This is a genomic window from Streptomyces sp. R-07 (assembly GCF_049913175.1).
GTDB lineage: Bacteria > Actinomycetota > Actinomycetes > Streptomycetales > Streptomycetaceae > Streptomyces.
Map to the genome: position 1 here is coordinate 2,817,721 of NZ_CP183978.1, position 25,780 is coordinate 2,843,500.

Here is a 25,780-nt window from a genome sequence, read left to right on the forward strand (position 1 = left end):
GGGCAGCCTCACAGCCCCGGAGCCCCCTCGAAGGCGCCTCGGAGCTGGAACGCTCCCCCGGCTGGCTCTATGATCGGCTCACTCTTCCTTGGCCGACCGTCCCGACCACATGTGACCGGCCCGACTGCACACGGGAGCGAGCGGTGAGCGGAATCCCCGAAGGACCGGTGCACCCAGAGCCGCCGGAGACACACGCGGCCGAGCCCGCACTCACGGAGCGTCACCTCGCGCGCCGGGCGGCCGAACTCCGCGACTACCGTGCCGCCTTCCGGGTCGCCCAGCTCGCCATGGCCGTCGTCGACGAGGACGGCGTCGTCGTCGCCGCCAACGACTCCTTCGGCACCCTGCTCGGCACCGAGCCGGCGGCGCTCCGCGAGCAGGCCGCGGCCGACCTCGTCGACCTCGCCTCCGACGGACGCACCTGGCACGCCTACGGCGAGGTGCTCCGCGGCCGCCGCTCCCGCTTCCGCTGCACCCGCCGCCTCAAGCACGCCGACGGGCGCTCGCTGTGGGCGGAGGTCACCGTCGCCCCCGTGCCCGACAGCCGGCGCGTACTGCTCACGATCGCGGACATCAGCGACCGGCGGGAGCTCCAGGCACGACTGCGCCACCTCCAGATGCACGACCCGGTCACCCGGCTGCCCAACCGCGCGCTGTTCTTCGAGCGCCTCTCGGCGGCCCTGGAGGCGGCGGGCCAGGACGCCGCGGCCGACGCCCCTCAGGAGCCGGCCCGGTCACACGAATCGCATGAGTCATACGAGTCGTACGGCTATGGCAGAACAGGGCGGATCGGTCTCTGCTACCTGGACCTCGACGGGTTCAAGGCGGTCAACGACACCCTCGGCCACCGGGTCGGCGACCGGCTCCTGGCCGCCGTCGCCACACGCCTTACGGAGTGCGCGGACAGCGACGGCTACACCCGCAACGGCGGTCATCTCGTGGCCCGGCTCGGCGGCGACGAGTTCGCGATCCTGGTCGAGGACTCCACCGGCACGGAACAACTGGCGGACCTGGCGCGGTCGGTGCTCGACTCGCTCCAGCACCCCTTCGACCTGGGCGGCCAGCGACTCTCGGTCTCCGCCTCGATCGGCGTGGTCGAGCGCGCGGGACGCGGGACGACGGCGACCGCCCTGATGCAGGCCGCGGACACCACGCTGTACTGGGCGAAGGCGGACGGCAAGGCACGCTGGACGCTCTTCGACCCCGAGCGCAACGCCCACCGGATGACACGGCAGTCGCTCTCCTCCACCCTGCGGCCGGCCGTGGAGCGCGGGGAGTTCGCCCTGGAGTACCAGCCGCTGGTGGACCTGGCCGACGGGGCGGTGCGCGGGGTGGAGGCGCTGGTGCGCTGGAACCATCCGCAGTTCGGCTCGCTCGCGCCGAATCGGTTCATCGGGATCGCCGAGGAGGACGGCTCCATCGTGGAGCTGGGGCGGTGGGTCCTCCAGACCGCCTGCCGCCAGGCCCGGCAGTGGCAGAAGGACCATCCGCGCGAGCGCCCGATCTTCGTCAGCGTCAATGTGGCGGTGCGTCAGGTCTGGGACTCCGACCTGGTCGCGGACGTGGCCGGCATCCTCGCGGAGACCGGTCTCGCGCCGCACCTGCTCCAGCTGGAGCTGACCGAGTCCGCCGTGATGGGCTCGAACGGGCGGCCGCTCCAGGCACTCCAGGCGCTGAGCGACATGGGGGTGCGGATCGCGATCGACGACTTCGGCACCGGCTACTCGAACCTCGCCTATCTGAGCCGGCTGCCGGTCTCCGTGCTCAAGCTGGACGGCTCCTTCGTCCGCGGCTTCCAGGACGAGGAGCACGCCAACCCGGCGGACGAGCTGATCGTCGAGGCGCTCGTGCACCTCGCGCACCGGCTCGGCCTCACCGTGACCGCCGAGTGCGTCGAGACGGCCGGGCAGGCCAGCCGGCTGCGCCGGATCGGCTGCGACACCGGGCAGGGCTGGCTGTACTCGCGGGCGGTGGCCCCGGACCGTATCGCCGAGCTGATCGGCACGGAGCCGCTGCCGGTCTGACCCGCCCCGGGACGTGGAACTGCCCCCGGCCGGAGGGACATTCCGGGCGGGGGCAGTGGTTCATTCGGCGCGGCGGATCAGCAGGCGCCCTGGTCCTTCCAGACGCCCCACTCGCCGGTCGTGCCCGGCTCCTCGTTCTGGGTCCACCACTGGGCCTTCCAGGTGTGGCCCTTGTGGGAGACGAGGCTGCCGCCGGTGTAGACGGTGCCGGCCACGTACGCCGGGGCGGTGCAGCCGGTCGGCGGCTGGGTCGTCGGCGGGGTGGTCGTGGGCGGCGTGGTGGTCGGCGGGGTCGTGGGCTCCGTCGTCGGCGGGGTCGTGGGCGGGGTGGTCGGGGACGAGCCGACCGCCGTCACGATGTCCTTGAAGAGGGTCGCGTTGGCGTCGAGGCCGAGCAGCGAGTACATCATCGCGCCGGCGAGGCCGCGGTTGTGGGCGTAGTCGGCGCGCGCCTGGATGGTGCGCTTGTCCAGGCCGGTGAAGAACTCGCCGTCCTTGTAGAAGTACGCGGACTTGGCCTGGTCGTCCCAGAAGGTGGTCGCCGGGTTGTCGACGATGCCGCCGAGCTCCTTGTAGTACGCGATGCCGGCCGCCTGGCTCAGCGGGCGGACGTTGGAGCCGCCGGTCGCGGTCTGCGCGAGGCCGTTGGTGGTCCCGGCCGGGACGCCCTTCCAGCCGCGGTAGTAGAACTCGTAGCCGAGGGTCAGCTTGTTCGCCGGGAAGCCGCCGGTGATGCCGTAGGCGGCCTTGCCGTCGATCCAGGAGTCGATCGCGTTCTCGATCGAGTACTTCTCGGTGCCCGGCTTGATGACGTCGGTCGGGTCGTTGGTGCCCGAGTGCAGCGGGGACTGGTGGTACGTCGGCCCGTCGCCGTCCCAGGCGCCGTGCATGTCGTACGTCATGATGTTCGCGTAGTCGAGGTACGCGCCGATCTTGTCCGTCTCGATGTTCTTGATCTTGTCCTGGCCGGCCGGGAGCGCGGCGGTCAGGAGGTACTTCTTGCCGCCGTGGGCCGCGCCGTACTCGTCGAGCTGCTTGCGGAACTCGGCGAGGAGGAGCGTGAAGTTCTGCTTGTCCTCGGGGGCGTAGTGGTTGCCGAGGTGGCCGTCGGGCGAGCCGGGGTACTCCCAGTCGATGTCGATGCCGTCGAAGACGCCGGCCGCGGTGCCGGGGCCGCCGAAGCCGCCCTCGACGGGCAGGTCACCCTGGATGTACTGCTTGATGCAGGAGGCGACGAGCTTCTTGCGGCTCGCGTCGGTCTTGGCCGCGTCCGAGAACCACTTGGAGTAGCTCCAGCCGCCGATCGAGATGTTGATCTTCAGCTGGGGGTGCTTCGCCTTCAGTTCCTTGAACTGGTTGAAGACGCCCACGATCGGCTGGTCCCACTTGTCGGCGACGCCGTCGACGCTGTCCGCCGCGGAGAAGGACTTCTGGTAGTCGGCGTACGAGTCGCCGGCGCCGTCACCCGCGTTGGGGTTGTTGTCGTCGCCCGCGGCCTTGTTGGCCTCGAAACAGGTGAGGTCGGTCGGGTGGATGTTCCCGAACGAGTAGTTGATGACGTCCAGGTCGGCCGCGATGCCCCGCTCGTCGAGGTGCTTCGGGTAGAAGGCGTTCCCGTAGACGCTCCACTGGTCGTAGTAGGCGATCTTCACGCCGCCCGTGGAGGCGGTGGTACCGGTCTCGGCGGCCTGGGCGGAGCCGAGTCCGGCCGTGGCGGCGAGGGCGCCGGCGGCGAGGGCCGAGCTGAGGAGCGCGGCTATCAAAGGCTTACGGGGGTGCACGTGCGGCCTCCGGGAGGGGGTGGCGGTACGGAAGTTGGAGCAGTGATATCCGCCGCATGAACAGCACGTCAATGGTCTGAACCAGATTGAGGACTAGACCAATTCGCTGAAGAAAGCCCTTGTCAGAGCCGTACAGCACAAAACGGAACCGCCCGCCACCATCAGTGACGAGCGGTTTAAGGTTCACTTAGGGCAGGACGCTGGTTCGTTCAGGACCGAACCAACCAGCCCCCGAAATCAGGGTTTCACGCCTCCGGAAGCCCGGGCAGCTCCGGCAGCTCGTACGCGTCGGCGATCAGCTCGTAGCTCCGCACCCGCTCCTCGCCGCCGTGCCCGTTGGCCGTGATCATCAGCTCGTCCGCGCCCGTCCGCTTCCGCAGATCGTCCAGACCGGTGCGCACCTCGTCCGGCGTGCCGTACACGATGTTCGCGAGCCAGCCGTCCACGAACTCCCGCTCGGCGGGGCTGAATCCGTACGCCTCCGCCTCGTCCGGCGTCGGCACCATACCCGGCCGGCCGGTGCGCAGCCGCAGCATCGCGAGGGCGCCGGCGAGGACCTGGCGGCGGGCCTGCGCCGCCTCGTCGGCGGCGAACGCCGAGACGCCGATCATCGCGTACGGGGCGTCGAGGACCCCCGAGGGCCGGAAGGACTCCCGGTAGAGGTCGAGCGCCGGGATCGTGTTCCTGGCCGAGAAGTGATGGGCGAAGGCGAAGGGCAGTCCGAGCAGCCCCGCGAGGCGGGCGCTGAAGCCGGAGGAGCCGAGCAGCCAGATCGGCGGGCGCCCCTTCGGGCCCTGCACCGGCCCCGGCACGGCGTGGATCCGGGCGTACGGGTGCCCGTCCGGGAAGTCGTCGTCCAGGAACCGGGTCAGCTCGGCGAGCTGCTCGGGGAAGTCGTCCGCGCCCTCGTTCAGGGTGTCGCTCCGCCGCAGGGCTGCGGCCGTGGCCCCGTCGGTGCCGGGCGCGCGGCCGAGGCCGAGGTCGACCCGGCCCGGGGCGAAGGCCTCCAGGGTGCCGAACTGCTCGGCGACGACGAGCGGGGCGTGGTTGGGCAGCATGACACCGCCCGAGCCGAGCCGGATGCGGCTGGTGTGCGCCGCGAGGTGGGCGAGGATCACCGCCGGGGAGGAGGAGGCGACTCCGGGCATGGAGTGGTGCTCGGCCACCCAGTGCCGGTGGAAGCCGCGCCGCTCGGCGAGCCGGCTCAGCTCGACGCTGGTGGCGAGCGCCTGGGTCGCGGTCCGCCCGCTGCCGACGGTCACCAGGTCCAGTACGGACAGCGGTACGGGCGCGGTCCCCCGCGCCTCTCCTCGAATAGCGTCGGTCACCGTCGGGACCCTCCTCGGCACACGTGCGGATGCATTCAGATACGTCCAGACACCAACAGGAGGGTGTCTCCGCTTATTCCGCTCCCGGTCGCGGGGCGGAAAATTCCGCCGTGTGCCGGTGGCCGAACTCCGACGGCGGCTCCGGCGCGCACGCCCCTGACCTGAGGCTCTGCGTGGCACTCATGACGTGGGCATATGCCAGGGTGGCGCGCCCCAGCCCAGGGGCCCGATCCTCCGCATCATTCTCGCCAACAGCCGCCCCGTAAACGGTCCTTGGCGGCTATCGTGGTACGAAAGCTTGCGGTCACAACCTGGTAGGGGGAAACCGTGGCGCTGAAGCCCGAGCCCACCGCGCCGTTCCACTCGGTGCAATACGCCCTGCGCGTCCTCGAGACGGTCTCGCGGCACGGTGGCGGAGTGACAGACGTCCAGATCGCGCGCGAGACCGGCCTTCCCGTCGCCCACCTGTCCTCACTGCTCCTCATGCTCCGGCGCGAGGGGTACGTCGAGCAGGTCGCCGACGGCGCGTACGTGATCGGGGACTCCCTCGTCCTCCTCGGCTCCGGCCTGACCCGCCGCGAAGCCCTGGAGGCCAAGCTCCAGGAGACCCTGACCGAACTGCGCGACTCCGTCGGCGCGGCGGTGTACATCAGCCGGTACATCGACGGCGAGGTGAAGATCACCCAGTTCGCCGACGGTCCTCGCACGCCCAAAGTCAACGAATGGGTCGACTTCCGCTCGGCCGCGCACGCCAGCGCGGTCGGCAAATGCCTGCTCACGCAGCTCGACCAGAACGGCCGGCGGGACCACCTCTCCCGGCACAAGATCGCCCGGCTGACCTCCCGGACGATCACCAGCGAGCGGATCCTCTTCTCCAAGCTCGACAGCCAGCCGGCGACCGTCCCCGTGCTCGACCTCCAGGAGTACGCGGTCGGCACGGTCTGCGCGGCCGTCCCGCTGACGGCGGGCTCGGCCGTGGGCTGCCTGGCGCTCTCCCTGCCGATCGAGCACGCCCACCGGCTGCGCGCGGCGGCCGACACGCTCAACCGCAGAGCCGCCCCGGTGGTCCTCTCCCTGGCGATCTGAGACCGAGGACGAGCCTGGTCCCGCGGCGTGGTCAGAAGCACCCCGCGGGACCAGGTAGTATTTTCTCTGTCAGCAGGCGCCGCTAGCTCAGTTGGTTAGAGCAGCTGACTCTTAATCAGCGGGTCCGGGGTTCGAGTCCCTGGCGGCGCACAGACAGAGAAGGCCCCCTCACCTCGGTGAGGGGGCCTTCTTGTCATGCCCGGAGATACCTGAGGACCGCGAGGACCCGGCGGTGGGTGTCCTCGGCCGGGGGCAGGTCCAGCTTCGCCAGGATGTTGCCGATGTGCTTGCCGACGGCGGCCTCGGTCACGACCAGACGGCGGGCGATCGCCCCGTTCGAATGGCCCTCCGCGACCAGGCCCAGAACCTCGCGCTCGCGCGGGGTCAGCGCCTCCAGGGGGTCCCGGTGCCGGCGCAGCAGCTGCCGCACGACCTCGGGGTCGACGACCGTGCCGCCGTCCGCGACCCGGGCCAGGGCGTCCGCGAACTCCTCCACCTGCCCGACCCGGTCCTTCAGGAGATAGCCCACGCCCGTGCCGTCGCCCGCGTCGAGGAGGTCGGCGGCGTAGCTGCGCTGCACGTACTGGCTGAGGACGAGGACCGGCAGGGCGGGCCGCTCGGCACGGAGCGCGACCGCCGCGCGCAGGCCCTCGTCCTGGAAGCCGGGCGGCATCCGGACGTCGGTCACCACGATGTCCGGCTCGTGCGCGGCGACCGCCTCGCGCAGCGCGTCGGCGTCACCGACGGCGGCCACCACCTCGTGGCCGAAACGGGCGAGGAGCCCGATCAGTCCCTCCCGGAGGAGGACGCTGTCCTCGGCGAGGACGACGCGGAGTCTTCGGACAGTGCGGGACACGGGATCTCCACTCGCAGGAGGGTCGGCCCGCCCGGCGGGCTCATGATCGTCAGTGTGCCATCGAGGACGGCGATCCGGTCGGCGAGTCCCGTGAGGCCACTGCCGCGGGCCGGGTCCGCGCCGCCCCGCCCGTCGTCCTCGACGTCGAGCCGCAGCGCGCCGCCGGTGTGCCGGGCGGTGATCCGCGCCCGGCGGGCGCCGCTGTGCTTGGCGAGGTTGGCGAGGGCCTCGCAGCCGGCGAAGTACGCGGCGCTCTCGACACTCGCCGGCAGCCGGGGCAGCGCCGCGAGGTCGGTGTCCACGGGGACGGCGGAACGGTCGGCGGCGTCGGCCAGCGCCGGGCCGAGACCGTAGTCCGCCAGGACCTGGGGGTGGATGCCGTGGATCAGCTCCCGCAGCTCGGTCAGCACCTGCCCGGCCTCCGCGTGGGCCTTCGCCAGCTGCTCGGCGAGCGGGCCGTCGGCCGGGGCGTCCAGCCGGGCCAGGCCGAGGGTCATCGTGAGGGCGACCAGACGCTGCTGGGCTCCGTCGTGGAGGTCCCGCTCGATGCGGCGCCGCTCGGCCTCGAAGGCGTCGACGAGCCGGGCCCGGGAGGCGATGACCTCGCCGATCGCGCCCTGCCGTTCGGCCTCGCGCGGGGTGAGCAGGGCGCGGGCGAGGGCGGCGCGGGCGCCCGCGACGGCGGCGAGCGGGTAGGCCAGGGCCACGAGGAGGACCGCGCCGATGAGGGCGGCGGCGAGGGCCTGGGGATAGGAGGTGACCAGGTACGCCTTGACGACCTTGGTCTCGTGACCGTCCACGGCGAGCCGGAAGGGGGCGCTGAGCAGGGCGACGGGCAGGCCGACGCCGACGGCGAGGGCGAGGAGGTCGAGCGGCCACAGGACGGTGGCGAGCAGCAGGGCGTACGCGAGCTCCCGCCAGGTCGCCTGCTCCCCCGCCCGGACCCGGAGCCACGCGGCCAGACCGGGCGCGGCGGGGACGCGGTGCGGGTCGGGGGCGGGGTCGAGGTCGGCGATCCTCAACCGGAGGCGCTCGACGCGGCCGAGGGCGAGCCCGGAGAGCAGGAGCGGCGGCAGCCCGACGAGGAACAGCGAGAACACCCCGAACACCAGGAACCCGGCACAGGCCACGGCCCCGACGAGCCCCCCGGTCGCCAGATAGCCGACGGCCCGCCAGGGCCATGGCCCGAACGGGAAACGGGGGCGGGTGAGTGCCTGCCAGGGGGTACGGGGCTCCATGGACGCCACGGTAGGACGACGGCGTGCCGGGGGGCCATGGGCCTGGCGGGGGTACGGGGGGTGGGGCTGGACCTACCCGCGCGGGGCGTGGTGGGGGGCCTGGGGGACGGCCGCGCGCGGGGCCTGGGCGACGCCGCCCGCGCGGGGCATGGGCGGCACTCGCACCGCGGGGCCTGGGCGACGCCGCCGCCCTGGTGTGCACGCACCCGCCCACCGCCGTGTGGGCAATCGTCCCGCTGGGGCGGGACGGGTGGGCACACGGGACGGCGCCCTTGCGGGCGCCTCCGCCTTCCGCGCCTGGACCCGCCCCCAGTGGCGCCGCACGATGTGGTGCGGGTCAGGGCGCGGAAAGCCTAGGCCCGGCAAGGGGCGCCGTCCGTTGTGCCCACCCGTTCCGCCCCAGCGGAACGTATGCCCACAACGGGTGGGCGGGGGGGCGCCGCTCCGGCGGAACCACGGCCCACAACGGGGGTGGCGGCGGGGCACCGCCCCGGTGGAGCTCCGGCCCACGGGGCTAGTTCGGGGGCTTCGGGGGTGTGGGGTGGGCGTGGTGGGCGTATTGGGCGTCGAGGGTCGCGGCGGCCTCGGGCGTCAGGGGCTCGTACGGTGCCCCAGGGGCCGGGCGCCACCACACCGGGTCCGGGCAGTGGAAGGCCGCGCGGCGAAGGGCCACCCGGTGGATCTTGTTCGTGGCCGTGAGGGGCAGCTCCCGCATCACCCGCACGAAGCGCGGCGGCATCTTCGTGCCCAGGTCCTGCTGGGCCGCCAGGAACGTCGCGAAGGCCGACGGGTCGAAGACCGCCCCCTCCCGCAGGGCCAGCGCCGCCATGACCTGGTCCCCCGCCACCGGGTCCGGTATCGCGTAGACGGCGACGCCCGCCACCCGCTCCCAGCGCGCCAGGATGTGTTCGATCATCGCCGCGGCCAGGTTCTCGCTGTCGACCCGGAGCCTGTCGTCCGTACGGCCCGCGAAGTAGAGGAAGCCGGCCGCGTCCCGGTAGAAGAGGTCGCCCGTCCAGTACCAGCCGCCGCGCAGCCGCGCCGCCTGCGCCTCCGGGTTGCGCCAGTAGCCCTCGAAGGGCGAGCGGCCCCGGTTGACGAGTTCGCCGACCGCTTCGGCGGCGTTGAGGAGCCGGCCGGTGGGCGAGAAGCGGGCCGGGGCGCATTCCTCGCCGGTGTCGGAGGCGATGACCGCGAGGTCGTCGCCCGGTGCGGCCCGGCCGATGGCGCCCGTCGGCGTGTCCGGGGTCCGCTGGATCGCCGCGCCGCCCTCGGAGGAGCCGTACCCCTCCACGAGCGGGACCCCGAAGCGCTCGCGGAAGCGGGCCGCGTCCACGGCCCCCGCCTCCGTGCCGAAGCCGAGCCGCAGCGGGTGGGCGCGGTCGTCGGGGCCGGGTGGGGTGGCGAGGAGGTACTGGACGGCTCTGCCCACGTACGTGAAGTACGTGGCGCCGAAGCGCCGGACGTCCGGCAGGAAGCGGGAGGCCGAGAAGCGGGACCGCAGCGCCACCCCGGCCCCGGCGGAGAGCGCGGGCGCCCAGTCGGCGATGACGGCGTTGCCGTGGAACATCGGCATGCAGATGTAGTGGACGTCGTCCCGGCCGACGGAGAAGTGGGAGACGAGCGAGGCGCCGGCCGCCGCCAGTCGCCCCTGGCTGCAGAGCGCGGCCTTCGGCGCGCCCGTCGATCCGGAGGTGAAGGAGAGCAGGAAGCGGCTGTCGGGGCGTACGGGGCCGAGGCGCGCGTCGCCGGGCCGGGCGTTCCCGTAGGGGGCGAGGAGGTCCCGGTAGGCCTCGGTGTCCGTGACGAGGATGCGCAGGCCCGGCAGCGCGAGCCCGTCGAGGAGCGGCAGGTGGGCGCGCTGGGTGACGAGGACCCGGCACTCGGTGTGCCGGATGTCGCGGGCGAGTTCGGCGCCGCGCCGGGTGGGGTTGATCCCGGCGACGGCGGCCCCCGCGAGGGCCGCCGCGCTGAGCCAGAGCGGGTACTCCGGCGTGTTGTCGAGCAGGATGCCGAGGTGCGGCTCGCCCCCCGGCACGGGTGGCATCAGGTCCACGAGCAGCGCGGCCCGGGCGGCGGCGCCCGCGGCGACCTGGTGGTGGGTGAGGGTGTGGTGCTCGTCCCTCAGGCCGATCCGGTGGTCGCCCCATTGGCGCCGTACGAGCTCCGCGACGGTGTCCGCGCTCCTCATGGGCCGGACTCTAACTGACGGTCAGTCAGAACTGAACCGTCAGAACGTGACGTCCGAGCAGGCGTAGAAGGCGTTCGCGGTGTCCGCGATCGTCCACACCGCCAGGATCAGGTGCCGGCCCGTCTTGCCCGCCGGGATCGTCCCGGAGTGCGAGAGCGTGGCCGGCGGCTGCTGGTTGTTGTAGGGGATGGTCAGGAACGGCTGGGGGTCGAGGTCCGCCCGGGTCAGCGCCTTGGTCCCGGTCCAGCCGTTCTTGGTGATGTAGTAGCGGAAGTCCGTGGTGGCGTGGCGGGCCGTGAACTGCCAGCGGAAGCTGTAGCTCTGCCCCGCCGTGAGACGCGTCGTCGGCCAGGCGCCACCGCGGGGGTCGTCGAGCTGCGCGAAGCGGGAGTTCCCGCCGGCGCAGATCTTCCCGTCGGCGGGGCCCGCGGCCGGGAAGCCCTTGAGCCCCTCGACCGACTGCGGCTCCCACTGGATGTCGCCGCAGTTGGTCACGGTGCCGTTGGCGCAGAGCTTCTGACGGCTGATCGGCGAGTCGGTGTAGCCGTGGCTGCCGGCGGTGCCGGTACCGAGGAAGGTGACGACGGCGACGCCGAGCGCCACCACCGCCGCCCCGACTGACTTTTTGCGCATGCTGTCACTCCAGGAGAACGTGGGGAGTTCCGTGGGGCCGTGCGCGCGCGTACGGGTGGTGCCTGGGGACTACTTTTGGTCTGGACCAAGTATCAAGGTAGGGACGGAAGGTGACGCTGTCCATCCCCTCAGGCGCCCTCGACCGGGCCCGTCCTGCCCGTGTAGAACGCCACCGTCAGGTCCTTGACCAGCGCCTTGCGCTCGTAGTCGTCCAGCTCCACCAGACCACGACTGGTCAGCCGGTGGACCACGTCGTCCACCGCGTCCACCACCGAGGTCAGCACGCTGTCCCGGTGCTTCGCGTCGATCGCCGCGATCCGGCGCCGGCGCATCGCCGCCGCCACCTCCGGCGCGTACTCGATGCGCGTCGGCTGCGCCGAGAACACGTCCACACCGACCGGGGCGCACTCCGCCGACAGCATCCGCGTCAGCGCCTCGCCGACCGCCTCCGCGTCCCGCAGCGTCGGCGCGTCCTCGTGGAACGCGTCCGCCGGCAGCTGCGAGAGCACCCGGGCCATCGCCGCCTCCACCTGCTCCCGCAGGTAGTCCTCGTGCCCGTCCACCCCGAGCGACGCCCGGACCGTGTCCCGCACCCGCCACACCACGAGGACGGTGACGTCGAGCGCCGTGCCCTTCGCGTCCACCGCCGACAGCGGCTCGCTGCGCCAGTGCCGCAGCCGGACGTCCACCCGGCGGCGGAGCAGCAGCGGACTGACCCACACCAGGCCCGTACGGCGGACCGTGCCGCGGTAGTCGCCGAACAGAGTCAGCACCCAGGCGTAACCGACCCGGCCGCGGCCGAGACCGCCCAGCGCGAACAGGGCGAGCACCACACCCAGGGCCAGCAGGGCCCACTGTCCGAGATGGATGCCGTTGTACGGGCGTGCCGGCAGCCGCAGCATCCGCGCGGCCTCGGCGGGCACCGCCCCGGTCCACCACACGACCGAGGCGCACCAGGCGATCGCCAGCGCCCCGGCGACCACCCCGACCCACCCGGGCAGCACCGGCCCGGGCCGCTCGACGAGAGCGGGGTCGGCGGTGGGGGCGGGGCGGGAGGCGGCGGCCTTCGGCCTGGGAGCCGCCGGGGACTTGGGCCTGGGCGGGGACTTCGGTGGGGACTTCGGCGGCGACTTCGGCTGGGATGTGGACTGCGGCTTGGGCGGAGACGTGTGTTTCGCCTTGGACCGCGGCCCGGTCCGGGGCTCCGGGTCCGGCTTGGCCGGGGCCTGCACCTTCGACGGGGCCGGGATGGCGGGCTTGCGGTCCACCGCCGGCGGCATGAGCGCGGCCATCGAGATGGTGTCGGGACCCTCGTCGTCGCCCGCCGCGACGGGGGCGGCGGTCTCCGGCTCGTCCCGGAAGAGCAGATGCACCGGGATGGAACCGGTGGTCTCGGCCCCGATCACGTTCTTCCGCCGCGCGACCCGCACCACGGCGGCGACGGGCACCGCGACGGTACCGACCCGTGCCCCGCTGATCCGCCCGAAGTCGATCGGGGTGGTGGGGGTGGGGGTGTCCGGAGCCTTGCCTCCGGTCTCGTCGGCGGCCTTCCCGGTGGGACGGTCGCCTGCCAGGGCCGCCGCCTCCGCCTCCGGCGAGGAGGCACGGGACGGGCCCTCCGGGCGAGCCGAGGCCCCGGTCGCCGTACCGGAAACGGACCGTGCCGACCCGCCCGCGCCCGTGACGGACACGGCACGGTCAGGGGCTACAGGCCCCACGCCGGAGGCGGGTCCCGCCGAGGGGCCCGGCGAGACGCCGGAAGCCGCCGGGCCGGACGCGGGCCCGACCGAAGGCGCCGTGCCGGAGCCCGACGGAGACCCGGCCGAAGGCGCCGTGCCGGAGCCCGGCGCGAAACCCATCGGAGCCGACGCCCCGGGCGTACCCGCCGCAGAGCCCGTCGGGGTCCCCGGCTCCGTACCGGCCACAGCCCCGCCCGAAGCCGGCCCCACCGCACCGGACGCCGTCCCTGCCGGGGGCGCCCCCGGCGTACGCGACGACGGCCCTGCCGGGGCCCCCGGCACCGTGCCGGCCGCGGGCACCGCCGAGGTCACCTCCGGCGCATCCGACGGCACCCCCGTCCGGGTCTCCGTCCCCGTCCGGGTCTCCGTCCCCGTGCCGGACACAGGCCCGGCCGAAGCAAGCCCCGCCGCGCCCGGCGCGGGCGCCGCCTTGGCGGCTTCCGTCGCCCCCGACGCCGGTCGGGCCGCCGGCGCCGTGGCGGACGCGGCCCCCGGTGTCGTGGCGGACGCGGGCCCCGGTGTCGTGGCGGACGCGGCCCCCGGCGCCGGCCGGGTCACCGGCCCCGTGGCGGACGCGGGCTCCGACGCCGTGGCGAGCGTCGGCCCCGGTCCCGTGGCGGGCGTCGGCCCCGGTGTCGTGGACGGCGTCGGGCCCGGCGGCTCCGGTGTCGGTGTGCCCGAGTCCGGCGCCGCCGCCGTGGAGTCCGGGGGCGTCGCGGGGCGGAGCCGGTCCGGGGCCGGTGGGGACGTGCGCGGGAGGGTGCCGTCCGTCAGACGTCTGGCCGTGCGCGCCGCGTCACGCGAGGCCGCCGCGCCGGAGTCCGCCGGGTTCGGGGTCGATGCCGTCATTCGGGTCCACCTCATGCTCTCGGGGTCATCGGAACAAACGCCGCCAGGTCTCCGGGCCCGGGTAGCCGTCGGCCGCTCCGCCGCGCCAGCCCTGTGCCCGCTGGAACGCCTCGACGTTGCGGCGGTCCGCCTCCGTCCAGCGCGGACCGGGTCCCGACAGGTAGTGCTTGCCGAAGCCCCGCTTCACCAGTTGTTTGCCCAGCTTCTCCACATATGCGTTGGATTGGCCCGGACGGAAGTAGCCACGCCCGGGAAAGCCGTTCGCATTCGTGCTCGGACCGCTCGAACCACTCGAACCGCCGATGTCCTTGCCCCCGCCGGTCACGAGGAGCGTCCACGTCTGCGGGCCGGGCAGGCCGTCCGCCTCCTTGCCCTTCCAGCCCTGCGCGAGCTGGAACGCCTGGGTCGCCCTGCGGTCCGCCTCGCCCCACTTCGGGCCGGGACCCTGGCTGTAGTACTTCTTGCCGCCGCGCTGGACGAGCAGCTTCCCGAGCTGGGTGACGTACGCGTTGTCGGCGCCCGGCCCGAACTTCCCCGGCCCCGGGAACGCCGCCGTCTCCGTGGGTTCCGCCCCGCCGCCGGTGCTGCCGCCGCTCACCACGCCCTTGTAGCGGTAGGCCACGTACCGGTCGGAGTTCTCCCAGTACGCCATCGGCGTCGCCTGCTTCCGCGCGCGCGGCTTCGTCTGCTCGTAGGCGATGTAGGAGGTGTGCGTGTAGTCGGTCCAGCCGCCGAAGATCGTGACGTGCGAGCCGCGGGTCGGGTTGGCCGGGTTGTGGAAGAGCAGGATGTCGCCGGGCTGGAGCTCGGTGCGGTCGATCCGTGCGGCGAAGCGGTCGAGGCTGCCGGTCCACTCGTTGCTGCGCAGGTTCCAGGCCATGGAGATGTAGCCGGAGCAGTCCTGGCGGTACCCGTCCGACCAGTACTTCTCCATGGAGTACGGGACCTGCGCGGAGACCCACTTCTTGGCCCGGTTGATGATCTCGGCGCGGGTCGTCTGCCGCAGCGTCTCCGTCGAGATCTGACTGGTCGTCGGGACTGCGATCGGCGCCGGGTCCGGGCCGGGTCCCGGTGCGCCGTGCAGCGGCCCCCGTCCGCCCTGAGGGGTCTCGGGCCCCGGCCAGGGGGTGTCGGCGGAGCCGGCCGAGTCGCCGGACCGGGTCGTCGCCTGCTCCCGCAGGACCGCCGCGTCCGCCGCGTCCGCCGCGTCCGCCGCGTCCGCCGCCCCCGGGTCCACCGGGTCCACCGCGTCCGCTGCCGCCGCGCCGCCCGGCGCGTCCGCCGGGGCGAGCGGGCCCGACGGGCCGGTGAGGGCCGTCGCCACTCCGGCCCCGCCCCCGCCCAGGACCACGCCCGCCGCCGTCACCAGGACCAGCGCGCGGCGGGCGCCGTGCGCCGCCGGATGACCGCCCGCCCGCACGGGCAGACCCAGCGCGAGGTCACGCCGCTGCCGGGCGCAGCCCGGGCAGCCGCAGTCGGCCGCGGGTTCGAACTCCTCGAAGACCGGCACGCTCATGCGATTCCCCTCCACACTCGTCAAGATCTTTTTGACCCTTGTTTCGGGCGTCAGTGTCTCAACTGTCTGGACAAATCGCATTTTGACGGATCGAAGGCCTGATACGACCATCCGACAGGCCGGAGGAGACCGTTATTGGTCAGGAGCACACCCTCACGTCGGGTAGAGTTCTCTCTGTCAGCAGGCGCCGCTAGCTCAGTTGGTTAGAGCAGCTGACTCTTAATCAGCGGGTCCGGGGTTCGAGTCCCTGGCGGCGCACGCAGAGTCAAAGCCCCCTCACCGATGGTGAGGGGGCTTTGATCTTTCTCCGAACCTCTCCGCCCCAACTACCGTGCGTCGCGGGACGGTTACGTCACCTCCCCCTGGGCCGGGCGGTGCGGGACCTCTACAGTGTGCGGAACGCCGACCTCCCGTGGCGGCACCGGGCTCCTCCCGCGGCCCGTGAGCCCCGCGGTCGAGGACCGGCCCGGTCGGCGGCGGCCCGGGACGACGCCCCGCCGACCGCGGCCCGGTCTCAGCCGCCCGAAGCCGCCGCGCCCGTCCCCGTCAGGTACGCCGAGACCACCACGTTCGCCGTGTACGTCCCGGTCGCCCGGTCGAAGGTGCCGCCGCAGGTGATCAGGCGCAGCTCGGCACGGTGGGGGTCGCGGGCGCCGTAGACCTTGGACGGGTCGAAGTCCTCGAGCGGGAAGACCTGGACGTCGTCGACGGTGAACTCGGCGACCGATCCGTCCGTCCGGGTGACGCGGACCTTCGCGCCGGGGCGGGCCGCGCTCAGGCCGTAGAAGACGGCCGGGCGGGTCTCGGTGTCGACGTGGCCGACGAGGAGGGCCGCGCCGGCCGCGCCCGGCCGGGTGCCGGAGCCGAACCAGCCCACGGTGTGCGGCATCTCGAAGGGCGGCGGATCGACGGCTCCCGTGTCGTCCAGGCCGCGCGCCACGACGGGCGCGCTGATGCCGAGGGAGGGGATGTCGACCCGCCGGGGTGCGAGGGCCGGGAGCGGGTCGCGGGCCGGTGGCAGGGCGACGCCGGGCGGGCGGCCGACGGCGGCGATGTCGCCGGTGGTCGGCCCGGAGCTGCCGCCGGGGCCGTCGGTGGCCTCGCGGCCCCAGAGCCAGAGCCCGGAGAGCAGGACGGCCCAGGCCACGCCGGTGACGAGTCGCCCGGTGCCCGCCGGGCGGGTGCCGGACGACACGGTCACTCCCCGCCGGTACCGGACCCGGAGGTGCCGCGACGGGAGCTGCGGAAGGCGACCGCCACGGCGGCGATCGCGGCCAGGCCGAGGCCGAGCAGGGTGTACGGGGTGCCGAGGCCGCTCTCGGAGGTGGTCTGGGCGACGCCGGGGGCCGCCGGCGCGGCGAAGGCGGCGGCGCCTCCCCCGCCGGCCCGGACGGGTGCCACCGGGGTCGCGTGGTGCGTCGGCCGGTGGGTGGGCTCCTGGTGGTGCCGGACCTGCACGGTGCCGGCGTCCGGGTGGTGGTGCCCGTCGCAGGTCACGCCCACCGTGTACGTACCGTCCTTGAGGCCGGACCGGATCGTGGTGTCGCCGAACAGCGGGTTGCCCCCGCCGTCCCGGCCGGTGAGCTCCGCGTCGGCGACGAACGCCGGGGACTTGGCGGCGCCGGTCGTGCCCTTGCAGCCCTGGACGCGGACGTCGACGTCGGCGCCGGGCGAGGCGGTGGACGGGGTGACGGTGGCCTTCACCCCGTCGTGGGCGTACGCGCCGACGGCCGCGGGTGCCAGTACGAGCACCAGGGCCGCCCCTGCGGCACGGAGAGCAATGGGACCTGAACGCATCGTGACCTCCTGATACTGGCAGGGTCACCCGGATCGGCGCTGATCGCATCCGCAGAGGGCGGCGTCAGGGGTCCCTACACGCGGTCGACGATGTCCGCGATCGACTGGACGATCTTCGACGGGCGGAACGGGAAGCGGTCGATCTCCGCCTGCGACGTCAGACCGGTCAGGACCAGGAAGGTCTGCATGCCCGCCTCCAGACCGGCCAGGATGTCGGTGTCCATCCGGTCGCCGATCATCGCGCTGGACTCGGAGTGGGCGCCGATCGCGTTGAGGCCGGTGCGCATCATGAGCGGGTTCGGCTTGCCCGCGAAGTACGGCTCCTTGCCGGTGGCCTTCGTGATGAGGGCGGCGACGGAGCCGGTGGCCGGGAGCGGGCCCTCCAGGGAGGGGCCGGTCTCGTCGGGGTTGGTGCAGATGAAGCGGGCGCCGGCGTTGATGAGGCGGACGGCCTTGGTCATCGCCTCGAAGGAGTACGTACGGGTCTCGCCGAGCACCACGTAGTCCGGGTCGTGGTCGGTGAGGACGTAGCCGATGTCGTGCAGCGCCGTGGTGAGACCGGCCTCGCCGATGACGTACGCGGTGCCGCCGGGGCGCTGGTCGTCGAGGAACTTGGCGGTGGCGAGGGCCGAGGTCCAGATGTTCTCGACGGGGACCTCGAGGCCCATGCGGGCGAGGCGGGCGTGCAGGTCGCGGGCCGTGTAGATCGAGTTGTTGGTGAGGACCAGGAAGGGCTTCCCGGTCTCCCGCAGCTTCTTGATGAACGCGTCGGCGCCGGGGATCGGGACGCCCTCGTGGATGAGGACGCCGTCCATGTCGGTCAGCCAGGATTCGATCGGCTTGCGCTCTGCCATGGGTGCGGGACTCCTGCCGTACAGACGTGCGGTGTGCTGGGGGCGCCGCGACAGCGCTGTGGCGACGCCCCCAGCGTAATCAGGATGTGCTGATCTTGACCCCGTCGATCGTCCAGTACCAGTTGTTGGAGCCGGTGTAGCGGAAGCGGAAGCTCACGCTGGAGGCGCCGGCGGGGACGGCGACCGTGACGGACTGGGGCTGGGAGACTCTCGGCCCTGAGGACCGGGCTTGTCGGCGCGGCCGGGAGGGTCGTGATGGCAAGTGGAGCGCGGCCGGCTGTCGCGTGGTCCCCTGCGTCCGGAATCAGCGTGGGCTGGTTCCGGGGCGGTTGACTGCGCCCCGCTTCCACACAGCCTCGCCCCGGTGGGCGATGTTGCGGGAGCCGTTGTGGTCCGCGTGCATGACGGTCCCGCAGGACCGGCACACGAACCGTGCCTGGGTCACCCTGTTCGAGCGGTGGGTGTGCCGGCACTCCGAGCACTGCCGGGAGGTGTTCCGGGGATCCACGTGGACCACGGGGACACCGGCCCGCCTGGCTTTGTACTCGACGAACGCGCCGAGCTGGGCGAAGGCCCAGGAGTGCAGTCGTGCCCGCTGGTCTTTCCCGGCCGTGACCCTCTGCCGGATGCCGCCCAGGTCTTCCAGGGCGATCCCGCGCGAGGTGCGTTCAGCGGTGGCAACGATCTTCTTGGCGATGATGTGGTTGGTGTTGGCGGCGTGCCGGGCCTCGCGGCGGCGGAGACGCTTCAAGGCCCGCTTGGCGGACTTGGTGCGCTTCTTCTGGAGCTTGGCCCGCAGGTCTCGGTGCCGCTGGCGGTACCGGTTCGGTCTGCGGCCGGCCATGATCTGACCGTCGCTGGTGGTGGCGATGTTGACGATGCCGAGGTCCACGCCGAGGAAGCCATCGGGCTCGAACACCTCGGGCTCGGGCAGGTCGACGGTGGCGAGCAGGAGATTCCCGGCCTGGATGTGCGCCTCAGGGTGGCGTAGGCGTCGCAGACCTTCTTCACGACCCGCACCGCCGGCCGGGCCCCGAGGTCGTAGTCCGCCTTGAGGGCGAAGTACACCTCCTTCTGCAACACGTTCCGCCACTTGAGGCCCTTGGCGAACGCCACCGACGACGCATGGTTCGCAGCCCGGTTGCAGGCACACAGGGTCGCCGCCAGCGCGTCCGCGTCATGCGCGGACGCGGGCAGCAACTTCACCTGCGCGACAATCTTCACGCAGGAAACTCTACGGAGAGTGACCGCCGGTAATTGGTCACCCACAGGGGTGATCCGACGGGAGGTGAACTCTTGGCGGCCGGTCAGCTTCCGGTCGCGGACTTCCACGCGTCGACGTACGCCGCGAGGTTCTTGTCGACGTCGGCCCAGTCCGGCTCGAAGACCTCGACGCCCTCCATCAGCTTGGCCAGTTCGATGGCGTTGGCGTCGGTGCCCTTGACGTCCTTGCGGGCCGGGAAGCCGCCGCCGATCGCGCTGACCTCGCGCTGGGCGCCCTCGCTCAGCATGAAGTCGAGGAGCTTCTTGCCGTTCTCGGTGTGCGGGGCCTTGTTCACCAGGCCCGCCGCGTACGGCAGGGCGAAGGTGGTGGGCTTGCCGCCGTCCTTCGCCGGGAACCAGATGCCGAGGTTCGGCATGGACTTGGACTGGGCGAAGTTCATCTGGACGTCGCCGTTGGCGACGAGGAGTTCGCCCTTGTCCACCTTGGGGGCGAGCTTGGAGGTGGAGGAGGACGGGCCGACGTTGTTGGCCTGGAGCTTCTTCAGGTACTCCATGGCGGCGTCCTTGCCGCCGAAGTCGTGCATCGCCTTGATGAGGACGGCGGTGCCGTCGCCCGCGACGCCCGGGGTGGAGTACTGCAGCTTGTCCTTGTACTTCGCGTCGAGCAGCTCCTCCCAGGTCTTCGGCGCGGCCGGCAGCTCCTTCTTGTTGTGGACGAAGCCGAAGTAGTTGTCGACGACGGAGGTCCAGGTGCCGTCGCCGGACTTGTCGCCGCCGTCGACCTGGTCGGCGCCCTTCGGCTCGTACGACTGGAGCAGGCCCTTGGAGCCGGCCTGCTGGATGAAGGGCGGCAGGGTGACGAGGACGTCGGCCTGGGTGTTGCTCTTCTCGCGGAGGGCGCGCTGCACCATCTCCCCGGAGCCGCCCTCGACGTACTTGACCTTGATGCCGGTCTGCTTCTCGAAGTCGGCGAAGACCTTGTCGTACCAGCCGTCGCCCGCCTCGCCCTTGAGGCCGTCGGCGCTGTAGACGGTGACGACCTTCTCGTCGGAGGCGGCGGAGGTGCCGTCGCAGGCGGTGAGCGTGGCGGCGAGGACGAGGGCGCCGGTGACGGCGGCGACCGGCTTGGCGTACGTACGCATAACGTTGTTCTCTCCTAGCAGTACTAGCGGTACTAGCGGTACGAGGCTTTGGTACGGATGCGGGAGACGGCGAGCAGGACGAGGAGCGTCGCGGCCATGAGGACCACGGCGAGCGCCGAGCCGGTGAACAGGGAGCCGCGGTCGGTGGCGGTGAAGATGAGCACCGGCAGCGGGGTCCAGTCCGGCGGGTAGAGCATCATCGTGGCGCTCAGCTCTCCCATGGACAGGGCGAAGCAGAGCCCGGCGGCCGCGTTCAGGGACGGCAGCAGGAGCGGGAGCTTCACCCGGAGCAGTACGTACGAGGGGCGGGCGCCGAGACTGGCCGCCGCCTGCTCGTACAGGGGGTCGAGGCGCCGGATGGCCGCCGAGACCGACTGGTGGGCGAACGCCGTGACGAGCACGGTGTGCGCGAGGATCACGATCCAGCGGGTGCCGTTGAGGAGCATCGGCGGCTGCGAGAAGGCGACGAGGACGGCGAGGCCCACGACCACGGACGGCACGGCGACCGGCAGCATGAAGAGGGCGTCGAGGAGCCGCTTGCCCTTCTTCCCGAGGGCGGCCGCGGCGAGCGCGGCCCAGGTGCCGACGGTCAGCGCGATCACGCTCGCGGTGACGGCCGTGACCAGGCTGGTGGTGAGCGCCTGGAGGGACTCGCCCCGGGTGGCCGCCGTGTAGTGGGCGGCGGTCGGTCCCGAGGGGAAGGCGCCGGACCAGTGGGTGGAGAACGAGGCGGCGAGGATGACGAGGAGGGGCAGGGCGAAGAGCGGGACGAACAGGACGGCGAACAGGGCCCAGGCCGTCCACCTGCCCGTACGGCTATGCACCAGCACGGCGGCTCACCCCCCGGTAGAGGACGTACAGGCCGACCGAGAGGGCGACGTTGACGACGGCGACGACGCAGGCGGCGGCGTAGTCGGATTCGAGGATCGCCTTGCTGTAGACGAGCATCGGGAGGGTGGTGACGCCCTTGGCGCCGGTGAAGAGGACGATCCCGAACTCGTTGAGGCACATGACGAGGACGAGGCTGCCGCCGGCGGCGAGCGCGGGCAGTGCCTCGGGGAGGATCACCTGCCGCACGATCCGCAGCGGCCGGGCGCCGAGCGAGGACGCCACCTCCAGCTGGGCGGTCTCCATCTGCGAGAACGCGGCCAGGAGCGGGCGCATCACGAACGGGGTGAAGTACGTGATCTCGGCGAGGAGGACGCCCCACGGGGTGGTGAGGAACCGGAGGGGGCCGGCCGGGTCGCCGGTGACGTCCGTCCAGATCCCGTTGGCCATGCCGACCGTGCCGTAGAGGAACAGCAGGGCGAGCGTGATCAGGAAGGACGGGAAGGAGAGGAAGACGTCGATGAACTTCGACACCGCCTTCCCGCCGGGGAAGGGCACGAACGCGATCACGAGCGCGAGGACGAAACCGAGGACCAGACAGCCGACGGTGGCGGCGACGGCCAGCCACACGGTGGTGACGAGGGCCTCGCGGAACGACGCGGAGGCGAAGACCTCGGCGTACGCACCGGGGGCGAGGGACTCCTGGACGACGAGCGCGAGGGGGTAGAGGAAGACGAGCGCGAGGACGGCGACGGGGGGCAGGGCCCAGAGCCAACCTGTTGTGGGCATGCGTTCCGCCGGGGCGTGGGGGCGCCTCCCGGACGGAGTCTGGGGGAGGGTGGGCACAACCCCCGGTGCGGCCTGCCGTTCCATGAAACCTGTGCCGGGACTAGCCATCGGTCACCCCCGCGGCCAGCAACACCGCGTCTTCGGGCACGAAGTGCAGCGTGACCTCGGTCCCGAGGGCCGGCGTCTCCCGCAGCTCCCGGACGTCCGCCTTGACGCGATGTCCGCCGACTTCCACGTACAGCCGGTGCGTGGACCCCCGCCACTGGACCTCGGCGATCCGGCCGCTCAGGGCGTTCGGCCCCGGGCCGAGGCCGACGAGGTGTGGGCGGACGCAGAGGGTGGCGGTGGCGCCGGGGGCCGCGTCCGCGACGGGGACCTTCAGGTCGGTGCCCGCGAAGTCGACCCCGTCGGCACCGACCCGCACCGGCAGCAGGTTCGCGTTGCCGACGAACGAGGCCGTGAACTCCGTACGGGGGCGGCGGTACAGGTCCTGCGGGGTGCCGCAGTCCTGGAGGCGGGCCTTGTCCATGACGGCGATCCGGTCGGCGAGGGTGAGCGCCTCCACCTGGTCGTGGGTGACGTACAGGATCGACACGTCCGGGAGTTCGCGGTGGAGCCGGGCCAGTTCGGCCAGCATCCCGGAGCGCAGCTGGGCGTCGAGCGCCGAGAGGGGTTCGTCGAGGAGGAGGACCTGCGGGCGGATGGCGAGGGCGCGGGCGATGGCGACGCGCTGCTGCTGGCCGCCGGAGAGCTCCCGCGGGTAGCGCTGGGCGTAGGCCGCCATGCCGGTCATCTCCAGGGCTTCGGCGACCCGCCCCGGGATCTCGCCCTTCGGCACCTTCTGGGCCTTCAGGCCGAAGGCGACGTTGGCCTCCACCTTCAGGTGGGGGAAGAGGGCGTACTGCTGGACGACCATGCCGATGCCCCGCTTGTACGGCGGGAGCGCGGTGACGTCGCGGTCGCCGATGAGCACCCGCCCGGAGGCCGGCCGGACGAATCCGGCGACGGCCCGCAGGGCGGTCGTCTTGCCGGAGCCGGACGGCCCGAGGAGGGCCATGACCTCGCCGGGCTCGACGGTCAGGTCGAGGGAGTCGAGGACGGTGTTGTTCCCGTACGTGACGGTGACGCCGTCGAAGCGGATGCCGCTGGTCATGCCTCGTACGCCCCTATCAGGGACGGGAGTTCCGCGACCGAGGCGAGGACGTGCGTGGCGCCGTGCTCCTTGAGGGCGGGCTCGTCGTGCGCGCCGGTCAGGACGCCCGCGACGATCCCGGCGCCGGAGCGGACGCCGCTGAGCATGTCGTACGAGGTGTCGCCGGCGACCACCGTCCGGCGGACGTCGTCCACGGCGCCGGTACGGAGGAGGGCGGCGAGGACCATGTCCGGGTACGGGCGTCCGCGGCCGCCCGCGTCCGCCGGGCAGAGGGTCAGCTCGACGAGGTCGCGCCAGCCGAGGGCGTCGAGGATGGCGTCCTGGGTGATCCGGGCGAAGCCGGTGGTGAGGACGACCGTCCGGCCCTGGTCCTTCAGCTGGGCGATCGCCTCGGCCGCGCCGGGGACGGGGGCGATGAGGCCGCCGGCGACCAGCTCTCCGTACGCCGCCTCGAAGGCGAGGTTGGCCTCCTGGGCGCGGGCCTCGTCGCCGCCGAAGAGGTGGCGGAAGACGGAGATCTTGGACTCGCCCATGGTGGCGCGGACGTAGTCGATCATCGTGGCGGGGTCTTCGCCGAGGCGTTCGGCGGCGGCCGTGAAGGCCTGCTCGACGAGGCCGCCGTCGGCGACGGTGGTCCCGGCCATGTCCAGGACGACGAGGTTCTGCTTCGGATGCGTGGTCACGGTGTTCACCAGCCCAGTTCGTTCGCGGTCGTCTCGGCGATGGCGGGCGAGCAGGTCATGCCGCGGCCGCCGGGTCCGGTCACCAGCCACACGCCGTCGCGGACCCGCTGGCGGTGCACGACCCGGCTGGTGTCGACGCACTGCGCGTACACCCCGGCCCAGCGGCGCCGGATCTTCGGCAGCGGGCGGCCGAGGAAGGACTCGACGACGCGGGTGAGGTGCTCGTAGGGGTCTTCGAGGGTGTCGAAGGCGAAGGGGTGCTCGTACTCGTGGGTGTCGCCGATGGTCAGTCCGCCGTCGAGCCGCTGCACCATGAGCAGCTGCATCTTGTGGGCGGCGGCGGTCGGGTCCTGCGCCTGACCCTCGTTCAGGGCGTCGAGGGCGGGGGACGCGTACGCCGGGTAGTAGCGGAAGGAGTCGGCGTCGGCGACGGAGGTGGTGAGCGGCTCGCCGAGGGGTTCGGTCTGCATCATCTGGAGCCGAACCCGGCGGACCGGGATCTCGCCGGCGACCTCGCGGACGAGGCCGGAGAGCCAGGCGCCGGTGCACAGGACGACGGCGTCGCCGGTGTGGGTCTCGCCGCGGTCGTCGCGGACGGCGTTCTCCCCGACGACGTCCCGGACCTCGCGGTTCGGCAGGAAGGTGTACTTCCCGGTGGCGAGGAGGGCCTCGCGGAGGGCGAGCTGGGCGAGGCGCGGTTCGACGGCCGCGTCGCGCTCGCACCACAGCGCGGCCTCGAACTCTCCGCGCAGGGCCGGATTGACCGCGCGGGCCTCGGCGGCGGTGAGCAGCTTGTAGCCGCGGGCGGCGGCGTCGGGGCGGGTCACGGCGGCCTCGGCGACGGCCAGTTCGAGCGCGTTGCGCACGGGGGTGAGGGAGCCGATGGCCCGGAAGCCGAGGCCGGGGACGCGGGCGCCGATGCCCTCCCACAGCTCGCGGGCGCGCAGGGCGGTGTCGAGCTCCTCCCCGCCCGCGCGTCCGCTCACCCAGATCTGGCCGAAGTTGCGGAGGGACGCCCCGCGCGCCTCGGCCTCGCGCTCGATGTGTACGACCTCGTGGCCGCGTTCCACTGCGTGCCAGGCGTGCATGGTTCCCACCACGCCGGCTCCTACGACGATCACCTTCATGCCGTCGACGGTCGCGGCGGCGGGTGACCCGGACGGGGCGGGTGGACGACGGGACGGTGAACGGACCGACAAGCTTGGACCAGACCCGTTACCGTCTCGTGATCTACGGAGGCGTCAGCCCTGCTGACCCAGATGGGCGGTGAAGCTGAAGCGGTCCCCCCGGTAGAGCGTGCGGACCCGCTCCAGGGGCCGTCCCGAGGTGTCCCGGGAGACGCGGTGCAGCAGCAGCATCGGCAGCGCCGGAGGCGTGCCGATGAGCAGGGCCTCGCGCGGGGTCGCGAGGACGGTCTCGATGCGCTCGTCGGCGTCGCCGAACGAGATGCCGAGCCGGTCGTGGAGGTAGGCGTAGAAGGAGGAGTCCGGGTCGAACTCGGCGTCCAGACGCGGGGCGCGGGCCTCGGAGACGTACGTGCTCTCCAGGCCGACCCGCTCGTCGTCGGCGAGCAGCACGCGCTCCATGTGCCAGACGGTCTCGCCGCGCTCGGCGCCGACCTCGGGGGCGAGCGCCTCCGGGCAGGGGAAGCGGTCGAGCGAGATCAGGCTGCGGCCGGGGCGACGGCCCTGCCGGCGCACGCCCTCCGTGTAGCTGGCGAGCGAGAGGGGCTGCTCCAGCTTGGGCCCGGCGACGACCGTGCCCCGGCCCTGGCGGCGCAGCCGCCCCTCCAGGAGGAGTTCGCGCAGCGCCTGCCGGACGGTCTCGCGGGACACCTCGTACCGGACGGCGAGGTCGCGCTCGGTGGGCAGCAGCCCGCCCTCCCCCAACTCGTCGACCATCAGGGCGATCTTGGCCTTGACGGCGTAGTACTTGGGGACGCGGCCGTGCTCGGGGATGCCGGAGCGGACGGGGGCGCCGGGGCTGGTCTGGTAGTTCATCCGGGGATGGTCGCAGACGGGGATGAACGGGAAGGTGTACGGAGCATGACTCGACGGTGCGGGGGTGTC

Annotated in this window: 21 protein-coding genes and 2 tRNA genes; 4 read left to right on the top strand and 19 right to left on the bottom strand. The window is 72.8% G+C overall.

The window, feature by feature from the left end; genetic code table 11:
- Positions 1-143 precede the first annotated feature (143 nt).
- A complete protein-coding gene (locus ACN9M0_RS12705) occupies positions 144-2,024 on the top strand; it encodes a putative bifunctional diguanylate cyclase/phosphodiesterase (RefSeq protein WP_366036729.1) in 1,881 nt (626 codons plus the stop codon).
- Between the two features lie 77 nt (positions 2,025-2,101).
- Here the strand turns inward: ACN9M0_RS12705 and ACN9M0_RS12710 are convergent, their stop codons facing one another.
- Positions 2,102-3,805, bottom strand: coding sequence for a glycosyl hydrolase family 18 protein (locus tag ACN9M0_RS12710; RefSeq protein ID WP_366036728.1), 1,704 nt, complete (start codon positions 3,803-3,805; stop codon positions 2,102-2,104).
- Between the two features lie 245 nt (positions 3,806-4,050).
- On the bottom strand, positions 4,051-5,133 hold the full coding sequence (locus ACN9M0_RS12715; RefSeq protein WP_426403610.1) for an LLM class flavin-dependent oxidoreductase: 1,083 nt from the start codon (positions 5,131-5,133) through the stop codon (positions 4,051-4,053).
- A 327-nt stretch (positions 5,134-5,460) separates the two neighbouring features.
- Between ACN9M0_RS12715 and ACN9M0_RS12720 the strand changes: the two genes are divergently transcribed.
- Together ACN9M0_RS12720 and ACN9M0_RS12725 are read left to right on the top strand one after the other, a co-directional pair.
- Positions 5,461-6,219 carry an IclR family transcriptional regulator gene (locus ACN9M0_RS12720; RefSeq protein WP_017237127.1) on the top strand — a complete coding sequence of 253 codons (759 nt, stop codon included), beginning with the start codon at positions 5,461-5,463 and terminating at the stop codon, positions 6,217-6,219.
- A 76-nt stretch (positions 6,220-6,295) separates the two neighbouring features.
- Positions 6,296-6,369 (top strand) — tRNA-Lys (locus ACN9M0_RS12725).
- Positions 6,370-6,412: 43 nt separating this feature from the next.
- On the opposite strand, the gene ACN9M0_RS12730 is transcribed toward ACN9M0_RS12725, so the two are convergent.
- The 6 genes from ACN9M0_RS12730 to ACN9M0_RS12755 all read right to left on the bottom strand — a co-directional run bounded on the left by ACN9M0_RS12730 (position 6,413) and on the right by ACN9M0_RS12755 (position 15,241).
- On the bottom strand, positions 6,413-7,075 hold the full coding sequence (locus ACN9M0_RS12730) for a response regulator transcription factor (protein WP_366036726.1): 663 nt from the start codon (positions 7,073-7,075) through the stop codon (positions 6,413-6,415).
- Entirely contained in the window at positions 7,006-8,313 is a 1,308-nt protein-coding gene (locus ACN9M0_RS12735; RefSeq protein WP_399699148.1) for a sensor histidine kinase, read from the bottom strand. Before ACN9M0_RS12735 ends, ACN9M0_RS12730 begins: the two co-directional genes overlap by 70 nt.
- 514 nt (positions 8,314-8,827) lie before the next feature.
- A complete protein-coding gene (locus ACN9M0_RS12740; protein ID WP_399699150.1) occupies positions 8,828-10,504 on the bottom strand; it encodes an AMP-binding protein in 1,677 nt (558 codons plus the stop codon).
- A 39-nt stretch (positions 10,505-10,543) separates the two neighbouring features.
- Complete coding sequence (locus ACN9M0_RS12745) at positions 10,544-11,137, bottom strand: lytic polysaccharide monooxygenase auxiliary activity family 9 protein (RefSeq protein WP_366036723.1); 594 nt, start codon at positions 11,135-11,137, stop codon at positions 10,544-10,546.
- A 128-nt stretch (positions 11,138-11,265) separates the two neighbouring features.
- A complete protein-coding gene (locus ACN9M0_RS12750; RefSeq protein WP_426403611.1) occupies positions 11,266-12,828 on the bottom strand; it encodes an SPFH domain-containing protein in 1,563 nt (520 codons plus the stop codon).
- Positions 12,829-13,750: 922 nt separating this feature from the next.
- On the bottom strand, positions 13,751-15,241 hold the full coding sequence (locus ACN9M0_RS12755) for a peptidoglycan-binding protein (RefSeq protein ID WP_426403612.1): 1,491 nt from the start codon (positions 15,239-15,241) through the stop codon (positions 13,751-13,753).
- 184 nt (positions 15,242-15,425) lie between these two features.
- On the opposite strand from ACN9M0_RS12755, the gene ACN9M0_RS12760 reads away from it, so the two are divergent.
- Positions 15,426-15,499, top strand: a tRNA-Lys gene (locus ACN9M0_RS12760).
- Between the two features lie 256 nt (positions 15,500-15,755).
- Here the strand turns inward: ACN9M0_RS12760 and ACN9M0_RS12765 are convergent.
- The 11 genes from ACN9M0_RS12765 to ACN9M0_RS12815 all read right to left on the bottom strand — a co-directional run bounded on the left by ACN9M0_RS12765 (position 15,756) and on the right by ACN9M0_RS12815 (position 25,711).
- Positions 15,756-16,436, bottom strand: a complete 681-nt coding sequence (locus ACN9M0_RS12765; protein ID WP_366036720.1) for a class F sortase — start codon at positions 16,434-16,436, stop codon at positions 15,756-15,758.
- Positions 16,437-16,438: 2 nt separating this feature from the next.
- Positions 16,439-16,993 (bottom strand): hypothetical protein, encoded by a 555-nt coding sequence (locus ACN9M0_RS12770; RefSeq protein ID WP_426403613.1) that lies wholly within the window; start codon positions 16,991-16,993, stop codon positions 16,439-16,441.
- Between the two features lie 119 nt (positions 16,994-17,112).
- Positions 17,113-17,892: an HAD-IIA family hydrolase gene (locus tag ACN9M0_RS12775; protein WP_366036718.1), complete on the bottom strand. Its 780-nt coding sequence runs from the start codon at positions 17,890-17,892 to the stop codon at positions 17,113-17,115.
- A 304-nt stretch (positions 17,893-18,196) separates the two neighbouring features.
- The gene (locus ACN9M0_RS12780; RefSeq protein ID WP_426403614.1) at positions 18,197-18,811 is read right to left on the bottom strand and encodes an RNA-guided endonuclease InsQ/TnpB family protein; all 615 of its coding nucleotides are present in this window, start codon (positions 18,809-18,811) and stop codon (positions 18,197-18,199) included.
- A gap of 388 nt (positions 18,812-19,199) precedes the next feature.
- Positions 19,200-20,258 carry a 2-aminoethylphosphonate ABC transporter substrate-binding protein gene (locus ACN9M0_RS12785; protein WP_366036716.1) on the bottom strand — a complete coding sequence of 353 codons (1,059 nt, stop codon included), beginning with the start codon at positions 20,256-20,258 and terminating at the stop codon, positions 19,200-19,202.
- Between the two features lie 32 nt (positions 20,259-20,290).
- Positions 20,291-21,088 carry an ABC transporter permease gene (locus ACN9M0_RS12790; RefSeq protein ID WP_366036715.1) on the bottom strand — a complete coding sequence of 266 codons (798 nt, stop codon included), beginning with the start codon at positions 21,086-21,088 and terminating at the stop codon, positions 20,291-20,293.
- Complete coding sequence (locus ACN9M0_RS12795) at positions 21,075-21,875, bottom strand: 2-aminoethylphosphonate ABC transporter permease subunit (protein WP_366036714.1); 801 nt, start codon at positions 21,873-21,875, stop codon at positions 21,075-21,077. The genes ACN9M0_RS12790 and ACN9M0_RS12795 overlap by 14 nt, the downstream gene beginning before the upstream one ends.
- Positions 21,876-21,975: 100 nt before the next feature.
- Complete coding sequence (locus ACN9M0_RS12800; RefSeq protein ID WP_426403615.1) at positions 21,976-23,028, bottom strand: ABC transporter ATP-binding protein; 1,053 nt, start codon at positions 23,026-23,028, stop codon at positions 21,976-21,978.
- Positions 23,025-23,720, bottom strand: coding sequence for a phosphonatase-like hydrolase (locus tag ACN9M0_RS12805; RefSeq protein WP_366036712.1), 696 nt, complete (start codon positions 23,718-23,720; stop codon positions 23,025-23,027). Before ACN9M0_RS12805 ends, ACN9M0_RS12800 begins: the two co-directional genes overlap by 4 nt.
- On the bottom strand, positions 23,717-24,838 hold the full coding sequence (locus ACN9M0_RS12810) for a TIGR03364 family FAD-dependent oxidoreductase (protein WP_366036711.1): 1,122 nt from the start codon (positions 24,836-24,838) through the stop codon (positions 23,717-23,719). Before ACN9M0_RS12810 ends, ACN9M0_RS12805 begins: the two co-directional genes overlap by 4 nt.
- 114 nt (positions 24,839-24,952) lie before the next feature.
- Positions 24,953-25,711 (bottom strand): GntR family transcriptional regulator, encoded by a 759-nt coding sequence (locus ACN9M0_RS12815; protein WP_399699164.1) that lies wholly within the window; start codon positions 25,709-25,711, stop codon positions 24,953-24,955.
- Positions 25,712-25,780: the final 69 nt, after the last annotated feature.